Below are 23348 nucleotides of genomic sequence, written 5' to 3'. Positions count from 1 at the left end.
ATAACACGGCTATGCCACTGGTGTAAGCGTTTTCTGTGCAGGAAGAGGACTGGTTGTCAATAATGTGTTAGTATTGATGTAAAATTATTGTGAAGTATTTTGCTTCCGGAGTAAACACGTGAATACACTGCAACTCTCTATCGTACACCGTCTGCCGCAGAGCTATCGCTGGCTGGCCGGTTTTGCAGGTTCAAGAGTTGAACCGATTCCGCAAAACGGCGCCCAGAGTGAAAACAGCCTCGTGGCGTTGAAATTACTCAGCCCCGATGGCGAAAGCGCGTGGCCGGTCATGCATAAGCTCAGCCAGGCGCTTAGCGACATCGAGGTCGACAGCTCTGTCGTTGAATGCGAAGGGGAACCGTGCCTGTTTGTTAACCGTCAGGACGAATTCGCTGCAACCTGCCGCCTGAAAAATTTCGGCGTGGCGATTGCGGAACCTTTCTCCGGCAACAATCCCTTCTGACCGTCAGCTTAACGCCAGCAGCTGACGGGTATATTCCTGCTGCGGAGCGGTAAATACGCGCTCGCACTCACCCTGCTCGACGACTTCCCCCTGCCGCAGCACCATCACCTGATGACACAACGCCCGCACGACGCGTAAATCATGGCTGATAAAAATATAGGCCAGCTGATGCTTTTGCTGTAACGCCTTCAGCAGCGCGAGGATTTGCGCCTGTACGGTTTTATCCAGCGATGAGGTGGGCTCATCCAGCACGATAAGCTGCGGTTTGACGACCAGCGCCCTGGCGATCGCGATGCGCTGACGCTGGCCGCCGGAGAAGGCGGCAGGGTAGCGATGCCGTGAGTGTGGATCGAGGCCGACCTCCTGCATCACCTGAATCACCGCCTGCTCCCGTTCGGCCGGCGTGAGCGTCGGTTGATGGACGCGCAATCCCTCTTCGATAATTTGCAGCACGTTGAGCCGCGGGTTTAGCGATGAGTTAGGATCCTGAAAGACCACCTGCATGCGACGACGCAGCGGCAGCATCTGCCGACGATTACGTCCCTGAAGCGCCTCACCGTCAAAGGCGATCGCGCCATCGGAATGAATCAGACGCAGAAGCGCCAGCCCGGTGGTGCTTTTGCCCGATCCGGACTCGCCGACCAGCCCCAGCGTTTCTCCCGCGCGCAAATGAAAGCTGAGGGCGTTAACGACCCGGTTATGATCGACAACTCGCCGCAGCAGACCTTTACGTATCGGGAAGGCGATAGTCAAATTTTCCGCCCGCAGCAACACCGGGGCATCGGGTGCGAGCGGGACGGGATCGCCCGACGGCTCGCTATCCAGCAGGCGGCGGGTATAAGGGTGTTCGGGGGCGGAAAACAGCGCCCGGCAGCCGTTTTGTTCCACGCAGCGGCCGTTCTGCATCACCGCGACGCGGTCGGCGAGCTGACGAACGATGCTCAGATTATGGGTGATAAACAGCAGCCCCATATTCAACTCTTGCTTCAGCTCCCGCAGCAGCGTGAGGATTTGCGCCTGCACCGACACGTCCAGCGCGGTGGTGGGTTCGTCGGCGATAAGCAGCTCCGGGCGGGTTAACAGCGCCATGGCGATCATCACCCGCTGGCGCTCGCCGCCGGAAAGCTGATGGGGATAGTCGGCCAGCCGCCGGGGCGCGCTGCGGATGCCGACGCGATCGAGGCAGTCGAGGATTTCCCCGCGCGCCGCTTCTTTGCGCATCCCGCGATGCAAAGAGAGCACTTCGTACAGCTGTTTTTCCAGAGTATGCAGTGGATTAAGCGAAACCATCGGCTCCTGAAAGATCATCGCGATGCGGTTACCGCGCACGCCGCGCAGGGTGCGTTCATCCGCGTGCAGCAGCGACTGGCCGTGAAAACGGATGTCGCCGGCAGGATAGCTGACCGGCGGCGACGGGAGTAGCCGCAGCACCGATAGCGCGGTCACGCTCTTCCCGGAGCCGGACTCGCCGACCAACGCCAGGGTCTCGCCGACGGCAATCTGCAGCGACAGTTCGCTGACGACGGGAGTTGTCTCACCCTGCTGGCGAAAGGCGATGGAGAGGTTATCGATATCTAACAAAGGTTGCGTCATGCTACACCGCCTTGCTTGGGTCAAAGGCGTCGCGAACCGCTTCACCAATAAAAATCAATAACGTCAGCAGTACCGCCACCGACAGAAAGGCGGCGATGCCCAGCCAGGGCGCCTGCAGGTTGTTTTTACCCTGCAACAGCAGTTCGCCCAGCGAAGGGGAGCCCAGCGGCAGGCCAAAGCCGAGGAAATCGAGCGAGGTCAGGGTGGTTATCGAACTGCACAGAATGAACGGCAGGAAGGTCAGGGTGGCGACCATGGCGTTAGGCAGCATATGGCGCAGAATAATGGCGCGATCGCTGACGCCGAGCGCCTGCGCGGCGCGGATATAATCATAGTTACGGGTGCGCAGGAACTCAGCCCGGACCACGCCGACCAGCGTCATCCAGCCGAACAGCACGGTAATGGCCAGCAGCCACCAGAAGTTGGCCTGTACAACGCTTGAGAGCAGGATAATCAAAAACAGCGTCGGCATTCCCGACCAGACTTCGATAAACCGCTGCCCCCAGAGGTCAATCTTCCCGCCGTAATACCCCTGAACGGCGCCGGCCATCACCCCCAGTACGCTGGAGAAGAAGGTCAGCAGCAGTCCAAAGAGAATGGAAATGCGCGTGCCGTACAGAATACGCGCCAGCACGTCCCCGCCGTTGGCATCGGTGCCCAGCCAGTTCTGTCCTGACGGCGGCGAAGGGAAGGGCGCGTCGGTGGCGAAATTAATGGTCGTCGCGCCGAAACGAACCGGCGCCCACAGGGCCCAGCCGTTATCCGCCAGCCGTTTTTGCAGCCACGGGTCCTGATAGTCGGCGGCGGTGGCAAAGCTGCCGCCGAAGGTGGTCTCACTGTAGTTTTTCAGGAGCGGAACGTAGAAGCTGCCGCGGTACTGAACCAGCAGCGGCTTATCGTTAGCAATAAGCTCTGCGCACAGGCTACAGGCGAAAAGCGCTAAAAAGAGCCATAGCGACCAGTAGCCGCGGCGGTTGTGGCGAAAACGCGCCCAGCGGGCCTGATTGACGGGACTAAAAAATGACATTAGCGGCCCTCAAAATCGATTCGCGGATCGACCAGCGTATAGCTGATATCGCTGATGATATTCAGCAGCAGGCCAATCAGAGTAAAAATATAGAGCGTGCCGAACATGACCGGGTAATCGCGAGATACGGTGGCCTCATAGCCCAACAGTCCCAGTCCGTTTAGCGAGAACATCACCTCAATCAGCAGCGAGCCGGTAAAAAACATACTGATAAAGGTGGCCGGGAAACCGGCAATCACCAGCAGCATCGCGTTACGAAACACGTGGCCCCAAAGGATCTGCTTTTCGCTGACGCCCTTGGCGCGTGCGGTAACCACGTACTGCTTGCGGATTTCATCAAGAAAGCTGTTTTTGGTCAGCATCGTGAGGGCGGCAAAACCGCCGATCACCGTTGCCAGCACCGGTAGGGTGATATGCCAGAGATAGTCGAGGATTTTTTGGTACCAGGGCAGGCTGTCGAAGTTGGCTGACACCAGCCCGCGCAGCGGAAAGAGATCGAAATAGCTGCCGCCGGCAAAGATAACGATCAGCAAAATGGCAAACAGGAACGCCGGGATGGCATAGCCGATAATAATCAGCGTACTGCTCCAGACGTCAAAATGGCTGCCGTTGCTGACCGCTTTACGGATCCCCAACGGAATCGACACCAGATAGATGATGAGCGTACTCCACAGGCCCAGGGTGATTGAGACCGGCAGGCTGTCTTTAATCAGCTGCAGTACCGATGAGCTGCGAAACAGGCTATCGCCAAAATCAAAGCGCAGATAATCACCGAGCATTTTAAAATAACGCTCGTGCAGCGGCTTATCAAAGCCGTAGCGGTGGGTTATCTCGGCAATCACCTCCGGGTCCAGCCCGCGCCCGCCGCGATAGTGCCCATCGCTGATGTTGCTGACCCCGGTACGCGCATGGCTGGCGGCCATGCCGCCATCTCCGGCGCCGGGCAAGCCGCCGCGGTCGCCGAACTCAATCGCCGCAATCGCCTGATCGACCGGACCGCCGGGCGCGATCTGCACAATAAAAAAGTTAATGGTGATAATCGCCCACAGGGTGGGGATGATGAGCAGTAGTCGGCGGAGCAGATATGCACCCATCTTAATTCCTTAGCGTCTGTCCGCGGGGAGTCTGGCCGCTTTGCTTGCGTCGTACCACCAGTTTTCGAAACCGGAGGAGTAGACCGCGCGGGTCTGCGGGAAGGAGAATTTGTCCCAGTATGCGGTTCGGTCCTGCGCCATATACCACATCGGCAGCATGTAATAGTTCCAGGTCAGCACGCGGTCGAGAGCCCGGCCCAGCGGCAGCAGCTTTTCTTTATTACCCTGCCAGCGAATAATCTGCGCGATGAGCCGGTCGACGGCCGGGCTTTGTACCCCTGAGGCGTTATAGCTGGAGTTAATATATTCGGAGTCCCAGGAGACTTGCAGGTCGGTGCCGGGCCAGGGCGTGGCGCGCCAGACGTTGGGCATCATGTCGTAATCCCGGCTGCGCTTGCGGTTACTGTACTGGGAGTTGTCGACCTGGCGAATATCCATGACGATGCCGAGCCGCTGGAGGTTGTGCTGGAAGGGCAGGACCCAGCGATCGCTGCTGCCGGAAGGAAGCAGCAGCTCAAAGCGTAACGGTTTGCCGCTTTTCGCATTAACCCGCCGCTGGTTTTTCACTATCCATCCCGCCTGGTTAAGGATGGCATCCGCCTTCAGCAAGTTTGCGCGTTCGAAACCATCGCCGCTGGAAACCGGGGGGCGGTATATCTGCGTGAAAACTTCGGCCGGGATCTCTTTTTTCAGCGGCGTTAACAGCGCCAGCTCGTCGGCATCCGGATAATCGCGCGCCGCGTATTCGGTATTCTGAAAGAAGCTGTTGGCGCGGCTGTAGGAGTGATAAAACAGCGCCTTATTCATCCATTCAAAATCAAAGGCGAGGGTAATGGCTTCGCGTACCCGGCGGTCGGAAAATACCGGGCGCTGAATGTTAAAGGCCAGCCACTGCGTATTCTGCGCCGAGGTGTTGGTGTATTCATCTTTAACGATATAGCCGTGGGTAAAATTGCGCCCGACGTAGCGGGTAGCCCAGTTCTTGGCAACGTTCTCTTCGCGACGGTCGACGGCGCCGGCCTTAAAGGCTTCGAAAGCGACGTTGTCGTCCAGGTAATAGTCGTAGCGCAGCGTATCGAAATTCCAGCGCCCGCGGTTGACCGGTAAGTCGGCGGCCCAGTAGTCCTTAACCCGCGAGTAGGTAATGTACTGGCCCATGCGCCAGGCGGTGATGCGATACGGGCCGCTGGCCAGCGGTGGGGCGGATAGCGGGTCGCTGAGTTTATGGTTTTTCCAGAATTTTTCCGGCATGACGGGCAGCGTCATCAGGCTAAGCATGTTCTCTTTGCCCGGTTTGGCTAAATCAATGCGTACGGTGAGCGGAGCGATGGCTTTTACGGTGGTGCCTTTATAATAGAGGCGAAACTGCGGCACCCCTTCGGTCATAAACTTCTGGAAGGTAAACGCGACATCGCTGGCGGTGACGGGGCTGCCATCGTGATAGCGGGCGCGGGGATTGAGCGCGATCTCCATCCATGAAAAATCATCGGCATAGCGCGTATCCTCGGCGATCAGCGGATAGTAGCTGCCGGGCTCATCATCAGAGGTGGTGAATAGCGTGTCGTATAAGCTTTCGGTACGAATACCGGGGTTGCCGCGCATGGCGTAGCGGTTGAAATTATCAAAAGTACCGATGGCCGCGAGGGTAATCGCCCCGCCTTTAGGCGCGGCGGGGTTGGCATAATCGTAATGGTCAAAGCCCGCGGCGTATTTCGGTTCGCCGATAATAGCGAACCTGTCGCTCTCTTTAATCGTTTGCGCCTGGCTCTGCAGGCTAAATAAGGTCAGCAGGATCAGGCTGATGCGTGCAAAAATAACCAGGATGTCGCCCTCCAATGCCAGACCTGAAGCGGTCTGACCTTTGATAGCAAATAATAAAGGACCCTTAGCGGCTTGTGAAATATTTCGCCGGTTCATCATGGGCGGCGATCAGCGCGTCCAGCGTCAGCGGCCGGCTTAACCAGTAGCCCTGTAAATAGTTTACCCCGTGGTCGCGCAGCCATTCCGCTTGTTCCTGCGTTTCCACCCCTTCAGCGACCGTGGTGAGCTTCAGGCGGCGGCTCAGGGTGATAACGGCATCAAGCACCGGCGAGGTGACGGTCTCAGTGCCGATAGCCTGCACGAAGCCGCGGTCTATCTTCAGGTAATCAAAGTTATAGCGCTCCAGATAGATTAGCGCGCTATGGCCGGTACCAAAATCATCAATCGCAATTTCAAAGCCCTGTTCGTGCAGCCAGTCGAAGTTCCCTAAGGAGCGATTCTTATCGATCATCGCGCGCTCGGTGATCTCCAGCACCACGCTAAAATGGCCGGCCGGCATGGCGGCGGCGAAGTGCTGAAGGTCCTGCTGAAAGCTGCCTGCGTGCAGATGAAGGGGGGAGATATTTATTCCCAGCTTGCTCCCTGCGGGCAGGAGCGTTTGCAGAACAGGCGCATCCTGCGCAATCAGTTTTAACAGATGGCGGGTGAGCGGAATAATGATCTGTTGGGTTTCAGCAAGGTTGATAAACACATCGGGAGGGATCTCGCCGGCCACGGGATGTCGCCAGCGCATCAGCACCTCAACGCCGCTGATGCGCAGCGTCTCTGACCTCACCACCGGTTGATAAACCACATAGAACTGATCGTTTTTGATCGCCAGCAGCAGCTCTTTGCGCGGGTCCGATTTAATCGTCAGGATGTAGTAGCTTAAAAGCCCGGCCAGCAGCCCGCACACGACGCCCAGCAGCAGAGCAAACTGCGTATTCTCCGCCAGCCAGCTGTTCGCGTAGAGATAAACCTTCAGCGGCAGGCCGTCGATTTGCGTCTGGCGAATGGGCGGCGAGAGCAGCGTCTGCGGGTCGATAAGTTGGTTGCTGAAGGTGGAAATGGCGGTGTCCTTAATGGCCAGCGCCAGGCCGCTGAAATCATTCTGTCGGGCTGAGTAGAGAATATAGGGCGTCAGGTTGGCATTAATCGAGACAAAAATACCGTCTTTCCCGCCGTGTGGGCTGCGGACCCACAGCGCCAGCGCGGCGCTTTTCGGCATCATTGGCGTCCCGGGCAGAATCGCCATATCGACCGCTTGAGTAAGATTAAGCTGCGGAATGAGCTGGGTTAAGGGCGTGTTCATAGCGCCTGTGGCGGAGGAGCAAAACGCAAGGCCATTTTTGACCAGCAGGATGGCGCGGACGTTCGGGCTGAATGCCGCATGGGCGGTTAAGCCTGAGGCAACGTTTTCACAGGGTTGATCGACCAGCGGCTGCATGCCCTGAATCGTCTGATTCAAATCGTGAAAGTAGTCCTGCAGATACGTATGAACGTTGTGAATAATGGCGTCGAAACGCTCCGCACGGTTGTGATAAATCACCATAAACTGGATGCTACCGGCCAGCAGGGCGACGGCTATTCCAACACATATGCTGGTCAGCCAGATTTTTCGCCGGGGAGCGAGATGACGGGTAGGCATAGGCTATATAGTCAGTCCGTATTGTTGATTTGCGCCAGGGGGCTGATAGAAATCGCTTTTTCTATCCCTGCTTAAAGACATCGCTTATTTTACGAAGTTTCCTGGCTGGCGAGCAAAAAAAAACACCGCCTCGGCAGTGTTTTTTTTATTTCTTTCGTTGGCCAAGGGATTAACCAACGGCAGAAGACGATTACGAACGGCTCAGAACGCGTCGCGCTTCGTTATAGCGCTTTTTCCAGTACGGCTCATCCATGCTTGAAATCGTCACACCGCTGCTGGTGGAAGCATGAACAAACTGATTGTTGCCGATGTAGATCCCTACATGGCGGCCCGTAGAACCTGCACGGAACAGAACTAAATCACCGGTGCGCAGCTGCGCGCGGCTGATCGATTTTCCGGAATCCTGCTGCTCTGAAGTCGAGCGCGGCAGTTCCAGGCCAAACTGTTCGCGGAAAGTCCGTTGCACAAAGGCGGAACAATCGATGCCTTTACGGGTGCTGCCGCCGAGGCGGTAACGCACGCCCTTCCAGCTGGCATATTGATCCATCAAGCGGGACTTAACGTCCAGGTTGCGGACCATTGTTTCAAATTCATCCTGAGAGGCTTGCAGTGATGATAAATCGCCACTACCCACAGCAAGCGTCTCAGAATGCATATTCCTGGCGGTACTATTTGAACTACACGCGGAAAGCAGAACCGCAACTGCAATCGCGGGGGCGACCCGCAAGATATATCTCAAAATCGGCTGAGATTTGACCATGCTGTGTGTTATCCCTTGTTGTCCTTAACGACAATGTCGTTATAAAAAATGCCAAACGTGTTAGAGCCTAATTACCTGGTCGCAATGAGACAATTCCGTAAGCATAAAACTGTGGACTGACGCACAAATTTATTCATTCTCTGAATTGATGTCGCTGACGAGGCAAAACGAGATTGAGGTTACCCGATCAACCGGGGGATGGCGAGCGGTTTTACGCATTTTCTTATAAGTATTTTTGCGACAAAAAGTGAATCATCGGCAAAGGGCAAAATAGCGACAGCAATGGGTAAAAAATACGCAATTTACTCATTTCTAACATGATTACTATGACGGGAAGATGATGCCGGATGAGAAAAAACGCGCGGACAAAAAAAGGGACCCAGAACGATCCCTTATGAATGATATTAATTAATTGTAAAGATAGATTTAATTTTTAGTTTTTCTACCCGGAAGATAACGCTCAAATAACGCAATGACATTATCACTCAGCGGGGTCATCAATACCCAGGGGGCGCCAATGAGTACCGCCGTTAATGAGCCGACGGCAATATCGGTAAACCAGTGAGCGCCAATCATTACGCGTGGAAAAGCGAACACCACGAATATGACCAGCGCGATGGCAAACGCCCGGCGACCAAAATAGCGCCACATAAATGAGGCAAAAATCAGCAGCATCATACCGTGATCGCCTGGAAAGCTATCTTTAGACGCATCTTTAGTGGGGAAGGAGATCACATCGCTCACTTTGGTGATATCGGTAAAAGAGAGCGAAGGGCTGGCGCGCTTAACCGGCATCAGGTGCTGGGCAAGCTGATTGATGATGACGGCGGCCAGCAGCATCGCCAGGCCGATGATAATCACCCGGCGGCGTCCGGCGCTCTGCTCTTTGAACCAGAAGCTTAGCATCAGGCTGCCCATTGCCAGTAGCGAGCAGGCATCAAATGCGCGGTTGTTGATAATCGCCAGCAGCCAGGTGTAAGCGGTGCTCACGCCAACCAGATGGTTAAAGAAATAGAAGATCGCTGAGTCCAGCGGATTCCAGAAACCATGGTTAACGGGAAGGTACCATGAACAAAAAAGCGCAACACCCGCCGCGTTCAGCAGCAGGATTAGGGGAATTCGATTTTTAATCATAACTATCGTGTGTTGGGTAAACGACGGCAACCATAGCCGTCTTAACTTAAACGAATCCTCAACAAGGAGGCCTGCAGTGCGTTCCAGTCCGTTTCGGTATCGGCAATCAGCTCGATACGGCTATCGGGGGGAGAAACGTTCTGCGTCTCAATATGCAGATCGCGCTGCTGGCGGTTGATGCGTACCACTCCTTCCGCGATGCGCATCACGCCTTTTACACGCCCGACCGGCGCCAGGCGCGCCCATTCGAGCAGGGCCACGGTGTCGAAAACGGTTTCGGCGTCAAAAATCCAGCCGCAGGCGTGATAGCCCTGGCCGCTATTGAGGCTGCGACGCCAGCGCTGATGGGCAGGGAGGCTCAGTGCCGCAAGGCCCTGTTTCTGCCCGTGGCCGTGCGCGTGTTCGGGGCTGGCGGGAAGCGGCGCAAGATTGCGGCGCGGCAAATCAAGCAGTGCCGGGTCGATATTCCCCCGCGTGGCGCTGACGAACCGCCGATCGCCGGCATAGGTCTGCCACCAGGCGGCGAATGCGCGTTGGCTTTCCTCCGTTGCGCGGTCGGCTTTATTACTGATAATGACGTCAGCGGCGGCCAGCTGGTCGCGAAAGTTGTCGTTGGTCACAATTTTTTCGTCCAGCAGCTGGCGCGGATCCAGCACGCATAAGGTGGCGCGCAGGTCGATCCACGGCTCGTATATTGCGGCGGTCAGCATATCGAGGATCTGTTTAGGATGGCCAAGCCCGGTGGGTTCAATCAGCAGGCGATCGGGTTTGCCCTGGCGCAGCAGGGTGTTGAGCCCGACCTGCATCGGCAGACCGTTCACGCAGCACATGCAGCCGCCGGGGATCTCTTTGAGCAGCGCGCCGCTTTCCGCCAGCAGCGCGCCGTCAATGCCCACTTCACCAAACTCGTTGACCAGCACGGCCCATTTTTCATCCGCGGGCTTATGGGCCAGCAGATGCAGAATCGACGTCGTCTTGCCGCTGCCGAGAAACCCCGTGATCAAATTGGTTTTGGTCACTTTTTCTCCAGGATAAATGTAATGTTGTAACAGTTACGCTATCCTGACGAAAAAAAGGGGAAAAGAGAAGTCCTACCGCGGACAGAAGGAGGATCTGTCCGCTAAAAGGCAGAAATTGTTAAGCGTTCAGCGTGCCGGCAATCGCCTGACGCGCGCCAAAAGCGGCGAGCTGATGCCATGCGGCGGTGATATGAGCGACAAACTGCGGGTTCTGCGGCAGGTCGCGGCCAAAGATCTCTTCCAGCGTAAGCAGGGCCGCCACGCGCTGGTGTTCATCGCTGGCAGCAACCCGTTTCTGCATCTTATCGGCCAGCGGATCGCGAATATCAATCGCATTTCCGGCATCGTCAATACCGCTGACGTAGCGCATCCAGCCGGCCACGCCGAGCGCCAGCAGCGGCCAGCGGCTGCCCCGAGCGAGATGGACGCGAATACCCTCAAGCATACGTTGCGGCAGCTTCTGGCTACCGTCCATGGCGATTTGCCAGGTGCGATGCTTCAGCGCCGGGTTGCTGAAGCGCTCGATCAGGCTGTCAGCGTACGCCGTCAGGTCAACGCCCTGAATGGATAAGGTCGGCGCCTGTTCGTCAAGCATCAGGCGGTAGGCGGCGCTGCGGAAAATCGGATCCTGCATGCAGTCGCTAATGTGCGCATGGCCAGCCAGATAGCCAAGCCAGGCGAGAAACGAGTGGCTACCGTTGAGCATCCGTAGCTTCATTTGTTCCCACGGTAAAACGTCATCGGTCATCTGGACGCCCGCGGTTTCCCAGTCCGGGCGACCGGCAACAAAGTTATCTTCAATGACCCACTGGATAAAGGGTTCGCAGCTGATTGCGCAGGGGTCTTCCACGCCTAGCGTCGCGCTAATTTCTGCCAGCGACTCATCGGTGGCGGCGGGCACGATGCGGTCAACCATGGTACCGGGAAAGCTGACGTGTTCGGCAATCCACTGCGCCAGCTCGGGGGCCCGTTTTTCGGCCATTCCCAGCACGGCGTTTTTTACCACATGTCCATTATCGGGAATATTATCGCAGGAGAGGACGGTAAACGGCGGTAGCCCCCGCTGTCGGCGGCGCGCCAGCGCTTCCACCAGAATGCCGGGAACCGATTGCGGCAGCGTCGGATTTTGCAGATCGTGAATAATGCGCGGCTGCGTCATATCCAGCTGGCCGCTGGCCGGATCGATGCAGTAGCCCTTCTCGGTGATGGTCAGAGAGACAATGGCGACCTGCGGTTCGCAAAATTTCTCAATAATGGCGGCCAGCGAATCCAGTTTCGCATTCAGACACTCATGAACGGCGCCGACAACAATCGGCTGATTGCCCTCGGCGCCTTTTTCCAGCACGGTAAACAGGTGGTCCTGCTGGCGAAGCTGGCTCATCAGCCGATCGCCGCTGAACAGGCTAATCTCACAAATCCCCCAGTCTCCGCCGCCGGCGTTGAGCACCCGATCGGTGAGAAGGGCCTGGTGCGCGCGATGAAACGCGCCAAAACCGAAATGCACAATACGCGAACGCAGCTGACTGCGATCGTATCGAGGAAGCTGTACGCCTTCCGGCAGCGTGACTGTCGCAATGGTTGTCATTCTTAACACACCTGATTAACCAATAATTAACATAGCCAGTGTAAAGATATATGACAACAAATTAAATTGGTGAGCCTTATTTATCCGCTTAATGTGAGCTTGATCATGCAATTCTGTCGCGGTAAACGGTCAGGTCGCAAAGTATGCGGAGAGAGCCGGTGAGATTAGTAGTAACCTCGCCATTATTGGTATAACAGCTTTTGGCGGAGGGGGAGATTGCGGATAAGGGGCTAATAAAAAGGACAGCCGCTGGCTGCCCTCCTGGATATTGCAAACGCGGAGTTTAGTCCGCGCGGCCCATGTAGCGGCTCTCTTCGATATGGATGCGGATACGCTCTCCCGCGCTCAGGTATTCAGGCACCTGAACAACAAGGCCGGTGCTCAGCGTCGCCGGTTTGTTACGGGCGCTTGCGGATGCGCCTTTGATACCCGGCGCCGTCTCAACGATTTCGAGATCCACGGTCTGCGGCAGTTCCAGCGCCAGCAGCTGGCCGTCCCAGGTCAGAACCTGCATATCCGGCATGCCGCCTTCCGGCATAAACAGCAGCTCTTCTTCGATCTGCTCTTTGGTGAAGATATACGGGGTGTAATCTTCTTTATCCATAAAGACGTATTCGTTGCCATCGATATAGGAGAAGTCAACGAAGCGGCGGGTCAGGGTGACGGTATCGACGATGTCGTCGCCTTTGAAGCGTTCTTCCACTTTCAGGCCGGTGCGTACATCGGAGAAACGCATTTTGTACAGCGTCGCTGCGCCGCGGGCGCTGGGTGACTGAATATCAATATTTTTAACAATCAGCAGTTTGCCGTTGTAATTCAGCACCATACCTTTTTTAATTTCATTCGCTCTTGGCATTGCGGTAATCCTGTCACTTAAAGGGTCGAAAATATCGCGTAAAACTACTCGCGCCGGGCCTTTCAGGCAAGTGGAATTCGTCGGTTTTGCTATCTTCAGGTAAAACGTTTAGGCTGGGCTGCTAAAAGCGTTATCGGAAGAGTCGATTATGGAATGCCGCCCTGAATGCGGAGCTTGCTGTATCGCTCCTTCTATCTCCAGCCCTATCCCGGGCATGCCGCAAGGCAAGCCGGCAAACACCCGCTGCGTGCAGCTATCGCAAAATAATCTCTGCGCTATTTTTGGCTCGCCGTTAAGGCCGAAAGTGTGCGCCAGCCTGAAGCCGGAAGCGGAAATGTGCGCCACCAATCGCGAAGACGCCATGACCTGGCTGCTTCATCTTGAGCTGAGCACTTCGTGACGGTGCAAGCCCGCGCGGATACCCTTAAACGTCTTTAATACGCCACAGACAGGCCTGAGTGACGACCCCCATCACCAGCGCAATCCAGAATACGGCGTGATAGCTCCAGACTTCCGCAACGACTCCCGCCAGCGAACCGGCGATAATCCAGCCAACGCGCGTGGTATTGGTATAAAGCGTGGTGGCCGCGCCCGCCTGTCCGGGCATCAGATCCTGAAAATAGAGCATGCCGATACCGGCCAGGATACCGATAAAAATGGCGTTCAGCGCCTGCAGGGCCAGCAGTAGTCCAGGGGTATGGACGGTTAGCATGCCAACGTAAAACAGCACGCCGGCCACCGCTGAGATGCGCATCAGGAAACGCTTGCCGAAGCGTTTGGCGTAGTAGCCCGCAATCAGCATGGTCGGGATTTCCAGCCCGGCGGCGGTGCCCATCATGACCCCGGCCAGCTTCTCCGGTAAATGCAGCTCATTGATGATAAACAGCGGCATATTAATGATGTACAGGCTGTTGATTCCCCACATCAGCGTACAGATGATAAACAGCAGCAGCGCGTCGCGGCGGTTGGTGCGCGGCGCTTCAAGATGGCCCGTAGCGATCTTCGGCTCTTTACGCATGCTGGGAAGAAAAAACCAGACCATCGCGCCGCAGACCACAAAGGCAACTGCCGCGCTGAGATACATCACCGTAAAGCCAAAACCCATGGCCAGCGCGTAGGCCAGCGGCGGTCCGATAACCCATGCCAGCGATACCTGAGCGCGCAGAATCGAGCTAAACATGACCGCCTCGCGGCCCGTTTTGTCCGCATGCTCGCGGGCGAGGGCAAACATCTGCGGGTTGGCGGTGGAGCCGAAGCTGCTGAGAAATACCCCGATGAACAGCAAAATAAAGTAGTTACGGTTCCAGGCGAAGAGCACGCAGGCCAGCACGCCCATCAGGCAGCAGAAGACAATCAGCCGCTTGCGGTCGCCTTTGCGATCCGAACGCCCGGCGAGGAACTGGCTCACCAGAATGCCGATCACCGCGCTACCGGTAAAAAAGAAGCCGACCATCGCCGGCCGTACGTGAACCTCGTTTGTCAGAAACAGGCTCAGCGTTGGCGTCTGGAGTGCCCCGGCGATACCCGTCAGGAAGGCGACGATCAGAAAGGCGGAAGAGGTGAAATCAAACCCGCGTCGTGGCAGGGCGGCGCTACTGTTTTGCATGTCGGCGTTCATCGGTTTTCAGGAGTCGCGGAGTTTACGCCGTCACTCAGAAAATGAACAGTACCAGGGCACGAATAAATCAAAAAGATGTTTCAAAATCAAACTTCAGCAGAAAGCTGAAGTTTTTCCGGCCTCGACGCTCCCGCTTCAGCAAAAGTGTGCTGTATCTCTAACTTCTGTTATCAGAAAACGAACTTTTCTTGCCTGGCGGCTAATAAAGGTACAGACTTCTTGAAACGTTTCAGCGTCATCGGGAGATTCTCCGGCAGGTAGATGACGCATTTTTTCTCAAAGTAGCTGAAACGATTCAATTCAGCAGGAGAGGAGAACCATGTTCCAGTTATCTGTGCAGGATATTCATCCCGGTCAGCAGGCCGGTAATAAAGAAGAGGCTATTCGTCAGGTTGCCTCCGCGCTGGTCAGCGCGGGCAACGTGGCAGACGGCTACATCAACGGGATGCTGGCTCGCGAGCAGCAAACCTCCACTTTCCTTGGCAACGGTATTGCGATTCCGCACGGTACCACCGACACCCGCGATCAGGTACTGAAAACCGGCGTTCAGGTGTATCAGTTCCCGCAGGGCGTGACCTGGGGCGAAGGGCAAACCGCCTACGTCGCCATCGGTATCGCCGCCAGCTCGGATGAACACCTGGGGCTGCTGCGTCAGCTGACCCACGTGCTGAGCGACGACTCCGTTGCTGAACAACTTAAGTCCGCGACGACCGCTGAAGAGCTGCGCGCCCTGTTGATGGGTGAAAAGCAGAGCGAAGCGCTGAAGCTGGATAACGAGACGCTGACCCTGGACGTTGTCGCCAGCGACCTGCTGACCCTGCAGGCGCTGAATGCCGCTCGGCTGAAAGAAGCCGGCGCGGTCGATGCTTCCTTTGTTAGCCGTACGATTAATGATAAACCGCTGAACCTCGGTCAGGGCATCTGGCTGAACGACAGCACCGAAGGCAACCTGCGCAGCGCCGTTGCCGTCAGCCGCGCGGCCAGCGCCTTTACCAGCGATGAGCAGCCGGTTTCTCTACTGATCACCGTCGCGATGGCCGATGACCAGCCGACCGCCGTGCTTAATCGCCTGAGCAATTTGCTGCTCGACAAAAAAGCTGACCGTTTGCTGAAGGCTGATGGCGCCACGCTGCTGGCGCTGCTGACCAGCGACGACGCGATTGCGGAAGATGTTCTCAGCGCGGAATACGTTATCCGCAACGAGCACGGGCTGCACGCGCGTCCCGGCACGATGCTGGTTAATACTATTAAACAATTCTCCAGCGACATTACCGTCACCAACCTTGATGGTTCGGGCAAGCCGGCCAACGGCCGCAGCCTGATGAAGGTCGTGGCGCTGGGCGTGAAAAAAGGTCACCGCTTGCGCTTTACCGCGCAGGGTGAAGATGCGCAGCAGGCGCTGGATGCGATTGGCGAAGCGATCGCCGCAGGCCTTGGGGAGGGCGCATAAATGAGCAGACGTGTCGCAACGATTACTTTAAACCCGGCCTATGACCTGGTGGGTTTTACCCCGGAAATTGAACGCGGTGAGGTTAACCTTGTTCGCACCACCGGTTTGCACGCCGCAGGGAAGGGGATCAACGTTGCAAAAGTGCTGAAAGATCTCGGTATCGACGTCACCGTTGGCGGTTTCCTCGGTAAAGACAATCAGGATGGTTTTCAGCAGCTGTTCAGCGAGCTGGGCATTGCTAACCGTTTTCAGGTTGTTCAGGGCCGTACCCGTATCAACGTCAAGCTGACGGAGAAAGACGGCGAAGTCACCGATTTCAACTTCTCCGGCTTTGAAGTCACGCCGGGCGACTGGGAGCGTTTTGTTAACGATTCCCTGAGCTGGCTGGGCCAGTTCGATATGGTTTGCGTGAGCGGTAGCCTGCCGTCTGGCGTCAGCCCGGAAGCGTTCACTGACTGGATGACCCGTCTGCGTAGCCAGTGCCCGTGCATCATTTTTGACAGCAGCCGCGAAGCGCTGGTTGCCGGTCTGAAAGCGGCGCCGTGGCTGGTTAAACCTAACCGCCGCGAGCTGGAAATCTGGGCGGGCCGCAAGCTGCCTGAAATGAAAGATGTGATTGAAGCCGCTCATGCGCTGCGTGAGCAGGGAATTGCCCACGTGGTTATCTCCCTTGGCGAAGAAGGCGCTCTGTGGGTTAACGCATCCGGTGAGTGGATTGCCAAGCCGCCTTCCGTTGAAGTGGTAAGCACCGTTGGCGCCGGTGACTCCATGGTTGGCGGCCTGATTTATGGCCTGTTGATGCGTGAGTCCAGCGAACATACGCTGCGCCTGGCAACGGCAGTTGCCGCGCTGGCGGTGAGTCAGAGCAATGTCGGTATTACCGATCGTACCCAGTTGGCCGCAATGATGGCGCGCGTCGACTTACAACCCTTTAATTAACAGCAGGAGAGGCATAATGAAAACGCTGCTGATTATTGATGCCGGGCTTGGACAGGCTCGCGCCTATATGGCGAAGACCCTGTTAAGCACTGCGGCGCAAAAAGCGCAACTCGAACTGATTGATAACCCGAACGACGCTGAGCTGGCGATTGTGCTGGGCACGGCGCTGCCGGCCGACAGCGCGCTGAACGGCAAAAAGGTCTATCTCGGCGATATTAACCGCGCCGTAGCGCACCCGGAGCTGTTCCTCGGTGAGGCCAAAAGCCATGCAACGCCTTACAGTGCCCCGGCCGCTGCCGCTGTACCTGCAGCGACCAACGGTCCGAAACGCATCGTGGCGGTCACCGCCTGTCCGACCGGGGTGGCGCACACCTTTATGGCGGCGGAAGCGATTGAAACCGAAGCCAAAAAACGCGGCTGGTGGGTGAAAGTTGAAACGCGCGGCTCCGTGGGCGCGGGCAATGCAATCACCCCGGAAGAAGTTGAACAGGCGGATCTGGTAGTGGTGGCTGCCGATATCGAAGTGGATCTGGCGAAATTTGCCGGTAAGCCGATGTATCGCACCACCACCGGTCTGGCGCTGAAGAAAACCGCTCAGGAGCTGGATAAAGCCGTTGTTGAAGCGAAACCGTATCAGCCTGCGGGTAAATCCCAGGCCGCGGCGGAAGGCAAAAAAGAGTCCGCTGGCGCCTATCGCCACCTGCTGACCGGCGTGTCGTACATGCTGCCGATGGTAGTGGCGGGCGGTCTGTGTATCGCGCTTTCCTTCGCTTTTGGTATTAAAGCCTTTGAAGTGAAAGACACCCTGGCCGCCGCGCTGATGCAAATCGGTGGGGGCTCAGCCTTCGCGCTGATGGTGCCGGTACTGGCGGGCTTTATCGCCTTCTCCATCGCTGACCGTCCGGGCCTGACGCCGGGTCTTATCGGCGGTATGCTGGCGGTAAGCACCGGGTCCGGCTTTATCGGCGGTATCATCGCTGGTTTCCTTGCCGGTTACGTGGCGAAAGCGATCAGTACGAAGCTGAAACTGCCGCAAAGTATGGAGGCGCTGAAGCCAATCCTGATCATTCCACTGGTTTCCAGCCTGATCGTAGGTCTGGCGATGATTTACCTGATTGGTAAACCCGTTGCCGGGATCCTCGAAGCGTTGACCCACTGGCTGCAAACCATGGGCACGGCAAACGCGGTTCTGCTCGGTGCGATCCTCGGCGGTATGATGTGTACCGACATGGGCGGTCCGGTGAACAAAGCGGCCTACGCCTTTGGTGTTGGCTTGCTGTCCACCCAAACTTATGCGCCGATGGCGGCCATTATGGCGGCGGGTATGGTTCCACCGCTGGCGCTGGGTCTGGCGACGCTGGTTGCGCGTAACAAGTTCGACAAAGCGCAGCAGGAAGGCGGTAAAGCCGCACTGGTTCTCGGCCTGTGCTTTATCACCGAAGGCGCGATTCCGTTCGCTGCTCGCGACCCGATGCGCGTCCTGCCCTGCTGTATCGTTGGCGGCGCGGTCACCGGCGCGATGTCCATGGCGGTCGGTGCTAAGCTGATGGCGCCGCACGGCGGTCTGTTCGTCCTGCTGATTCCTGGCGCGATTACGCCGGTACTCGGTTATTTGATGGCGATTGTCGTCGGTACGCTGGTCGCAGGGCTCTCCTACGCGGTGCTGAAACGTCCTGAAGTTCAGGTAGTCGAAAAAGCAGCCTGATCGACCTACTAAATCGTTCTCAAGGGCAGAGTCTTCTCTGCCCTTTTTTTATGCCTCATCTCCTCCCGCTCATCCTGCCGTATGTGCTCTCCTTCGCATTTTTAAACTGTTTAAAAACCATACGGGGCATTTTTTGTGATTTTGTTCATGTTCATATGAAATCCCTCTTGCTGACCTCTTTACTTTAAAAACATTGCGCTTAACATAAACACATGTTCACATTCAAACATGTGTTTATTGAGGGGTGATGAATGGGCGTATGATTATTTATTGATATTCAATAATTCCACTGCCATAGCATTTTTTATGCTGGAGGGTATTTTTATGCCTGAAAATGATTACGTTGTAATTATTGGATCGGCAAATATGGATGTTGCTGGTTATTCCAATGTATCGTTGAACTATGCGGATTCTAACCCCGGGAAAATAAAATATACTCCCGGCGGCGTAGGGCGAAACATTGCGCAAAACATTGCCTTGTTAAATAAAACAGCGTGGCTATTATCGGTTGTCGGTGACGATTTTTATGGCCACTCTCTATTAAAACAAACGGCACAGTCCGGGGTTCACGTCGATAAATGTCAGGTTATCCAGGGGGAAGGTACTTCAAGCTATTTATCGCTGCTTGATAATACCGGTGAAATGCTGGTGGCGATTAATGATATGAGCATCACTGAACATATTACGCCAGCGTTTTTAAGACAGCATCATGATTTTATCCGCAACGCTGCGGTGATTGTCGTTGATTGCAATATCAGCGAGGCCGCTCTCGCCTGGCTGATGGAGAATTGCGGCGCAACGCCCGTTTTTGTCGATCCGGTTTCAGCCTGGAAGTGCGTGAAAATCAGACAGCATCTGGGGCGTATTCACACCCTGAAACCGAACCGAATTGAAGCTGAAACGCTGAGCGGCATCGCGCTGTCCGGCACGGATGACGTCGCGAGCGTTGCCGACTGGTTTCATCAGCGTGGCCTGAAGCGCCTGGTGCTGAGCATGGGCGGCGACGGGGTTTACTACAGTGAGAAAGAGGGCGAACGCGGCTGGTCAGCGCCGCTGAAAACGCAGGTCGTTAACGTCACCGGCGCCGGTGACGCCATGATGGCTGGCCTTGCCTGCTGCTGGCTCGACGGCTGTTCATTTTCGCAAGCGGTGAAGTTTGCTCAGGGATGCTCTTCTCTGGCGCTCTCATCGGAATTCACCAATAACCCTGAATTATCTTACGCCAACGTAAAAAAGGTAGTGGAGAAAGAATATGTCTGAATTAAATATTTCCTCTGAATTATTACAGGTTTCTGCGGAAGTTCAGCAGGCGTTGAAAAATAATCAGCCAGTAGTGGCGCTGGAATCGACCATTATTTCTCACGGCATGCCATTTCCGGAAAATGCGCAAACGGCGCTGGAAGTAGAAGAAACCATTCGTCGCCAGGGGGCGGTGCCGGCAACCATTGCGATTATTCATGGCGTCATGAAAGTTGGCTTAAGCCGTGAAGAAATTGAACTGCTGGGCCGCGAAGGGCATAACGTCGCCAAAGTCAGTCGTCGTGATTTACCCTTTGTTGTCGCCGCGGGATTAAATGGCGCGACCACCGTGGCGTCCACCATGATTATTGCCGCAATGGCCGGAATTAAAGTCTTCGCCACCGGCGGAATTGGCGGTGTACATCGCGGAGCCGAGCACACGTTTGATATTTCCGCCGATTTGCAGGAGCTGGCAAATACCAACGTCACCGTCGTCTGCGCCGGTGCAAAATCTATTCTCGATCTCGGTTTAACGACCGAATATTTAGAAACGTTTGGCGTTCCGCTTATTGGTTATCAAACCTCTGCGCTGCCGGCATTCTTCTGCCGAACCAGCCCGTTTGACGTCAGCATTCGCCTCAATAGCGCCAAAGAGATCGCCAAAGCGATGGCGGTGAAATGGCAGTCGGGTTTGAATGGCGGCATGGTGGTGGCGAACCCCATTCCTGAAGCGTTCGCGATGCCGGAAGAGAAAATCAACGCCGCCATCAACCGGGCGGTGAAGGAGGCGGAAGAGCAGGGCGTGGTGGGGAAAGCGAGTACGCCGTTCCTGCTGGCCCGCGTTGCGGAGCTGACCGGCGGAGACAGCCTGAAATCCAATATTCAGCTGGTCTTCAACAACGCCATTCTGGCCTGCGAGATTGCCAAAGAGTATCAGCAGGTAGCCTGACGGCAGTTGCGGGCCGTTTGCGGTTGCCCGCCCCGATATCAACGATACCGAAAGCCTGGCCCACGCCGGGTTTTCCACCAGGTAAGGATATCATTATGGACATCATGAGAAGTCTTCTGGGGATGGTGGTGTTGCTGGCCATTGCCTTTGCGCTGTCAGTCAATAAAAAACGCATCAGCGTCAGAACGGTAGGGGCGGCGCTGCTGCTGCAAATCGTCATTGGCGGGGTGATGCTCTACTTTCCGCCGGGCAAGTGGCTGGTCGAGCAGGCCGCGCTTGGGGTACATAAAGTCATGTCCTATAGCGACGCCGGAAGCGCGTTTATTTTTGGTTCACTGGTCGGCCCGAAGATGGACGTGCTGTTTGACGGCGCCGGCTTTATCTTCGCCTTCCGCGTGCTGCCCGCCATCATTTTTGTCACCGCGCTGATAAGCCTGCTTTACTACCTCGGCGTGATGGGGCTGCTGATCCGGATTCTCGGCGGCATCTTCCAGAAGGCGCTGAATATCAGCAAAATTGAGTCTTTTGTCGCCGTGACCACCATTTTTCTTGGGCAAAATGAGATCCCGGCGATCGTCAAACCGTTTATCAACAAGCTCAACCGCAATGAGCTGTTTACCGCGATTTGCAGCGGGATGGCGTCGATCGCCGGGTCGATGATGATCGGCTATGCCGGTATGGGCGTGCCGATTGATTATCTGCTGGCCGCTTCGCTTATGGCTATCCCCGGCGGGATTCTGTTTGCCCGTATGCTGAGTCCGGCAACCGAAGCATCCCAGGTCACTTTCGACAATCTCTCCTTCACCGAGACGCCGCCGAAAAGCGTTATCGAGGCGGCGGCGTCAGGGGCGATGACCGGCCTGAAAATTGCCGCCGGGGTGGCAACGGTAGTGATGGCGTTTGTGGCGATTATTGCTCTGCTGAACGGTATTATCGGCGGCATTGGCGGCTGGTTTGGCTACGGTCACGCCACGCTGGAGGGAATTTTCGGCTTCCTGCTCGCGCCGCTGGCATGGATAATGGGCGTTGACTGGAGCGATGCGACGCTGGCGGGCAGCCTGATTGGCCAAAAGCTGGCGATAAACGAATTCGTCGCCTACCTCAACTTTTCTCCCTATCTGCAAGCCGGCGGCAATCTGGACGTGAAAACCGTTGCGATCATCTCGTTCGCGCTGTGCGGTTTCGCCAACTTTGGCTCGATCGGCGTGGTTGTCGGGGCGTTTTCGGCCATTTCACCGCAGCGCGCGCCGGAGATTGCCCAGCTTGGGCTGCGCGCCCTGGCGGCGGCCACGCTCTCTAACCTGATGAGCGCCACCATTGCCGGGTTCTTTATTGGCCTGGCATAACAGGCTGCGCGCACCGCGCCTGCGGTGCGCGCTACGCCACGCCGGGAAGTAAATTGAGCGCGTTATCAACGGACAACGAGGGGTTGTTGATACCGTCGCTGGCGCGGGTGATGGCGGTGCAGGCCATGGCGAAAGCGACGCTCTCTTTAAAGTCGCTACCGTCGAGATAGCTATAAAGTAGCCCTGCCATTAGCGCATCGTCGGCGCCGAAGCTGTCTATCGTCGTATGGTCCGGCAGACTCATCCGGAAGCGTTCACCCCCTGCTTCGCTACAGAAAACAGCGTCGTCTTCCGAGCAAATCACCACCCGCTGAGTTCCCCTTTCGTGCAGCCATGCTAGCGCCCGATCGCGATCCGCGTCGTTTTCGATAGCCTGTCCCCAGAGGATCTGGAGTTCGCGCAGCGTGGGTTTGAGGGTGTGGATCTTCCCCAGCCATGGGCGAATGCGGTGCGCTTTAAACTCGGACACGGTATCAACAAATACCGGAATGCCGTTAGCCAGGGTAAATACCCACTCCAGCGACTGCTCCGTCAAATTACAATCGACCAGAACGACGCCGGCATGCGTCAGCAGATCCCGGTACTGATTCAGCAGCTGGGGCGTGAGCGACTGTAAAATATGCGTATCGTTAATCGCCAGCACCGTCTCTTCCTGGGGGTTAGCGATGGAGAGGTAGGTGGCGGTGTTATGGCCGTGCAGGCGGATACAGCTTTGCACGTTAACGCCCGCCTGGCGGGTTTGCTCCAGCAGCGTTTCGCCGTAAAAGTCGCTGCCGACGGCGGAAATCAAATGCACATCGCGGCCCAGCAGCGCCAGGTTATGCGCGATGTTCCGCGCCACGCCGCCGGCGGAGCACTGGATATTCCCCGGGTTGGAGACCGGTTGAGGATAATGAATATCGGCAATTCCGCGGATATCCATATTCACCGCGCCCAGCGAGACGCAGTACTCCTGCTCGGTAAGGATGTAGCCTTTGCCCTTGATGGCCCCCTTACGCGTGAGGTCCATAATGTGCGCGGCCACGCGGGAGCGGCTAATCTGCAGAATATCGGCAATCTCATGCTGCTGAATTAGCGGATTGCGCCGCAAAATTTTGAGGATCTGCTTTTCCCTGTCGTTCAT

The 23348-nt window shown here is 56.3% G+C and carries 20 protein-coding genes; 8 read left to right on the top strand and 12 right to left on the bottom strand.

Annotated features, from left to right (window positions below; genetic code table 11):
* The first annotated feature begins 118 nt into the window (after positions 1 to 118).
* The gene (locus BJF97_RS20065) at positions 119 to 463 is read left to right on the top strand and encodes a YejG family protein (protein WP_004122937.1); all 345 of its coding nucleotides are present in this window, start codon (positions 119 to 121) and stop codon (positions 461 to 463) included.
* A 3-nt stretch (positions 464 to 466) separates the two neighbouring features.
* Here the strand turns inward: BJF97_RS20065 and yejF are convergent, their stop codons facing one another.
* The 10 genes from yejF to yeiP form a co-directional block, all read right to left on the bottom strand.
* Entirely contained in the window at positions 467 to 2056 is a 1590-nt protein-coding gene (gene yejF / locus BJF97_RS20060) for a microcin C ABC transporter ATP-binding protein YejF (RefSeq protein WP_014230176.1), read from the bottom strand.
* Position 2057: 1 nt separating this feature from the next.
* Positions 2058 to 3083 (bottom strand): ABC transporter permease, encoded by a 1026-nt coding sequence (locus tag BJF97_RS20055; RefSeq protein ID WP_004852714.1) that lies wholly within the window; start codon positions 3081 to 3083, stop codon positions 2058 to 2060.
* The gene (locus BJF97_RS20050; RefSeq protein ID WP_004122930.1) at positions 3083 to 4177 is read right to left on the bottom strand and encodes a microcin C ABC transporter permease YejB; all 1095 of its coding nucleotides are present in this window, start codon (positions 4175 to 4177) and stop codon (positions 3083 to 3085) included. The genes BJF97_RS20055 and BJF97_RS20050 overlap by 1 nt, the downstream gene beginning before the upstream one ends.
* A 9-nt stretch (positions 4178 to 4186) precedes the next feature.
* The gene (locus BJF97_RS20045; RefSeq protein ID WP_032693731.1) at positions 4187 to 5992 is read right to left on the bottom strand and encodes an extracellular solute-binding protein; all 1806 of its coding nucleotides are present in this window, start codon (positions 5990 to 5992) and stop codon (positions 4187 to 4189) included.
* A 70-nt stretch (positions 5993 to 6062) separates the two neighbouring features.
* Entirely contained in the window at positions 6063 to 7625 is a 1563-nt protein-coding gene (locus BJF97_RS20040) for a cyclic di-GMP phosphodiesterase (protein ID WP_014839070.1), read from the bottom strand.
* 190 nt (positions 7626 to 7815) lie between these two features.
* Positions 7816 to 8385, bottom strand: coding sequence for a bifunctional murein DD-endopeptidase/murein LD-carboxypeptidase (gene mepS, locus BJF97_RS20035; protein ID WP_004122922.1), 570 nt, complete (start codon positions 8383 to 8385; stop codon positions 7816 to 7818).
* Positions 8386 to 8811: 426 nt separating this feature from the next.
* The gene (locus BJF97_RS20030) at positions 8812 to 9525 is read right to left on the bottom strand and encodes a phosphatase PAP2 family protein (RefSeq protein WP_025106743.1); all 714 of its coding nucleotides are present in this window, start codon (positions 9523 to 9525) and stop codon (positions 8812 to 8814) included.
* A 35-nt stretch (positions 9526 to 9560) separates the two neighbouring features.
* The gene (locus BJF97_RS20025; protein ID WP_014230172.1) at positions 9561 to 10538 is read right to left on the bottom strand and encodes a CobW family GTP-binding protein; all 978 of its coding nucleotides are present in this window, start codon (positions 10536 to 10538) and stop codon (positions 9561 to 9563) included.
* A 118-nt stretch (positions 10539 to 10656) separates the two neighbouring features.
* Positions 10657 to 12123, bottom strand: a complete 1467-nt coding sequence (locus BJF97_RS20020) for a mannitol dehydrogenase family protein (RefSeq protein WP_014839067.1) — start codon at positions 12121 to 12123, stop codon at positions 10657 to 10659.
* Positions 12124 to 12406: 283 nt separating this feature from the next.
* The gene (gene yeiP / locus BJF97_RS20015) at positions 12407 to 12979 is read right to left on the bottom strand and encodes an elongation factor P-like protein YeiP (protein ID WP_004122911.1); all 573 of its coding nucleotides are present in this window, start codon (positions 12977 to 12979) and stop codon (positions 12407 to 12409) included.
* 148 nt (positions 12980 to 13127) lie between these two features.
* On the opposite strand from yeiP, the gene BJF97_RS20010 reads away from it, so the two are divergent.
* The gene (locus BJF97_RS20010; protein ID WP_014230170.1) at positions 13128 to 13379 is read left to right on the top strand and encodes a YkgJ family cysteine cluster protein; all 252 of its coding nucleotides are present in this window, start codon (positions 13128 to 13130) and stop codon (positions 13377 to 13379) included.
* A 24-nt stretch (positions 13380 to 13403) separates the two neighbouring features.
* Here the strand turns inward: BJF97_RS20010 and setB are convergent, their stop codons facing one another.
* Positions 13404 to 14585, bottom strand: coding sequence for a sugar efflux transporter SetB (gene setB / locus BJF97_RS20005; RefSeq protein ID WP_014230169.1), 1182 nt, complete (start codon positions 14583 to 14585; stop codon positions 13404 to 13406).
* Positions 14586 to 14916: 331 nt separating this feature from the next.
* Between setB and fruB the strand changes: the two genes are divergently transcribed.
* The 6 genes from fruB to BJF97_RS19975 all read left to right on the top strand — a co-directional run bounded on the left by fruB (position 14917) and on the right by BJF97_RS19975 (position 22225).
* On the top strand, positions 14917 to 16047 hold the full coding sequence (fruB, locus tag BJF97_RS20000; RefSeq protein WP_004852698.1) for a fused PTS fructose transporter subunit IIA/HPr protein: 1131 nt from the start codon (positions 14917 to 14919) through the stop codon (positions 16045 to 16047).
* On the top strand, positions 16048 to 16986 hold the full coding sequence (gene fruK / locus BJF97_RS19995) for a 1-phosphofructokinase (protein WP_004103928.1): 939 nt from the start codon (positions 16048 to 16050) through the stop codon (positions 16984 to 16986). It begins immediately after the preceding gene.
* Positions 16987 to 17002: 16 nt separating this feature from the next.
* The gene (gene fruA / locus BJF97_RS19990; protein WP_014230167.1) at positions 17003 to 18691 is read left to right on the top strand and encodes a PTS fructose transporter subunit IIBC; all 1689 of its coding nucleotides are present in this window, start codon (positions 17003 to 17005) and stop codon (positions 18689 to 18691) included.
* Between the two features lie 324 nt (positions 18692 to 19015).
* Positions 19016 to 19951, top strand: coding sequence for a pseudouridine kinase (locus BJF97_RS19985; RefSeq protein WP_032693690.1), 936 nt, complete (start codon positions 19016 to 19018; stop codon positions 19949 to 19951).
* Entirely contained in the window at positions 19944 to 20879 is a 936-nt protein-coding gene (locus tag BJF97_RS19980) for a pseudouridine-5'-phosphate glycosidase (RefSeq protein ID WP_004852691.1), read from the top strand. Before BJF97_RS19985 ends, BJF97_RS19980 begins: the two co-directional genes overlap by 8 nt.
* 95 nt (positions 20880 to 20974) lie before the next feature.
* Complete coding sequence (locus BJF97_RS19975; protein WP_014230164.1) at positions 20975 to 22225, top strand: NupC/NupG family nucleoside CNT transporter; 1251 nt, start codon at positions 20975 to 20977, stop codon at positions 22223 to 22225.
* A 31-nt stretch (positions 22226 to 22256) separates the two neighbouring features.
* Here the strand turns inward: BJF97_RS19975 and BJF97_RS19970 are convergent, their stop codons facing one another.
* Complete coding sequence (locus BJF97_RS19970) at positions 22257 to 23348, bottom strand: sugar kinase (protein WP_014839060.1); 1092 nt, start codon at positions 23346 to 23348, stop codon at positions 22257 to 22259.

Origin of the sequence: Klebsiella sp. LTGPAF-6F, from assembly GCF_001753185.1 — a bacterium.
GTDB classification, from domain to species: domain Bacteria; phylum Pseudomonadota; class Gammaproteobacteria; order Enterobacterales; family Enterobacteriaceae; genus Klebsiella; species Klebsiella michiganensis.
Note: the sequence above shows the minus strand (reverse complement) of the source record. Positions and strands in the feature narration are given on the sequence as shown.

What these genes read in the sequence shown, in the direction of transcription:
- yejF (WP_014230176.1), bottom strand. Translation starts at nt 2,056, where the DNA reads ATGACGCAACCTTTGTTAGATATCGATAACCTCTCCATCGCCTTTCGC.
- BJF97_RS20055 (WP_004852714.1), bottom strand. Translation starts at nt 3,083, where the DNA reads ATGTCATTTTTTAGTCCCGTCAATCAGGCCCGCTGGGCGCGTTTTCGC.
- BJF97_RS20050 (WP_004122930.1), bottom strand. Translation starts at nt 4,177, where the DNA reads ATGGGTGCATATCTGCTCCGCCGACTACTGCTCATCATCCCCACCCTG.
- BJF97_RS20040 (WP_014839070.1), bottom strand. Translation starts at nt 7,625, where the DNA reads ATGCCTACCCGTCATCTCGCTCCCCGGCGAAAAATCTGGCTGACCAGC.
- mepS (WP_004122922.1), bottom strand. Translation starts at nt 8,385, where the DNA reads ATGGTCAAATCTCAGCCGATTTTGAGATATATCTTGCGGGTCGCCCCC.
- BJF97_RS20020 (WP_014839067.1), bottom strand. Translation starts at nt 12,123, where the DNA reads ATGACAACCATTGCGACAGTCACGCTGCCGGAAGGCGTACAGCTTCCT.
- yeiP (WP_004122911.1), bottom strand. Translation starts at nt 12,979, where the DNA reads ATGCCAAGAGCGAATGAAATTAAAAAAGGTATGGTGCTGAATTACAAC.
- BJF97_RS20010 (WP_014230170.1), top strand. Translation starts at nt 13,128, where the DNA reads ATGGAATGCCGCCCTGAATGCGGAGCTTGCTGTATCGCTCCTTCTATC.
- setB (WP_014230169.1), bottom strand. Translation starts at nt 14,585, where the DNA reads ATGCAAAACAGTAGCGCCGCCCTGCCACGACGCGGGTTTGATTTCACC.
- fruB (WP_004852698.1), top strand. Translation starts at nt 14,917, where the DNA reads ATGTTCCAGTTATCTGTGCAGGATATTCATCCCGGTCAGCAGGCCGGT.
- fruK (WP_004103928.1), top strand. Translation starts at nt 16,048, where the DNA reads ATGAGCAGACGTGTCGCAACGATTACTTTAAACCCGGCCTATGACCTG.
- fruA (WP_014230167.1), top strand. Translation starts at nt 17,003, where the DNA reads ATGAAAACGCTGCTGATTATTGATGCCGGGCTTGGACAGGCTCGCGCC.
- BJF97_RS19985 (WP_032693690.1), top strand. Translation starts at nt 19,016, where the DNA reads ATGCCTGAAAATGATTACGTTGTAATTATTGGATCGGCAAATATGGAT.
- BJF97_RS19980 (WP_004852691.1), top strand. Translation starts at nt 19,944, where the DNA reads ATGTCTGAATTAAATATTTCCTCTGAATTATTACAGGTTTCTGCGGAA.
- BJF97_RS19975 (WP_014230164.1), top strand. Translation starts at nt 20,975, where the DNA reads ATGGACATCATGAGAAGTCTTCTGGGGATGGTGGTGTTGCTGGCCATT.
- BJF97_RS19970 (WP_014839060.1), bottom strand. Translation starts at nt 23,348, where the DNA reads ATGAACGACAGGGAAAAGCAGATCCTCAAAATTTTGCGGCGCAATCCG.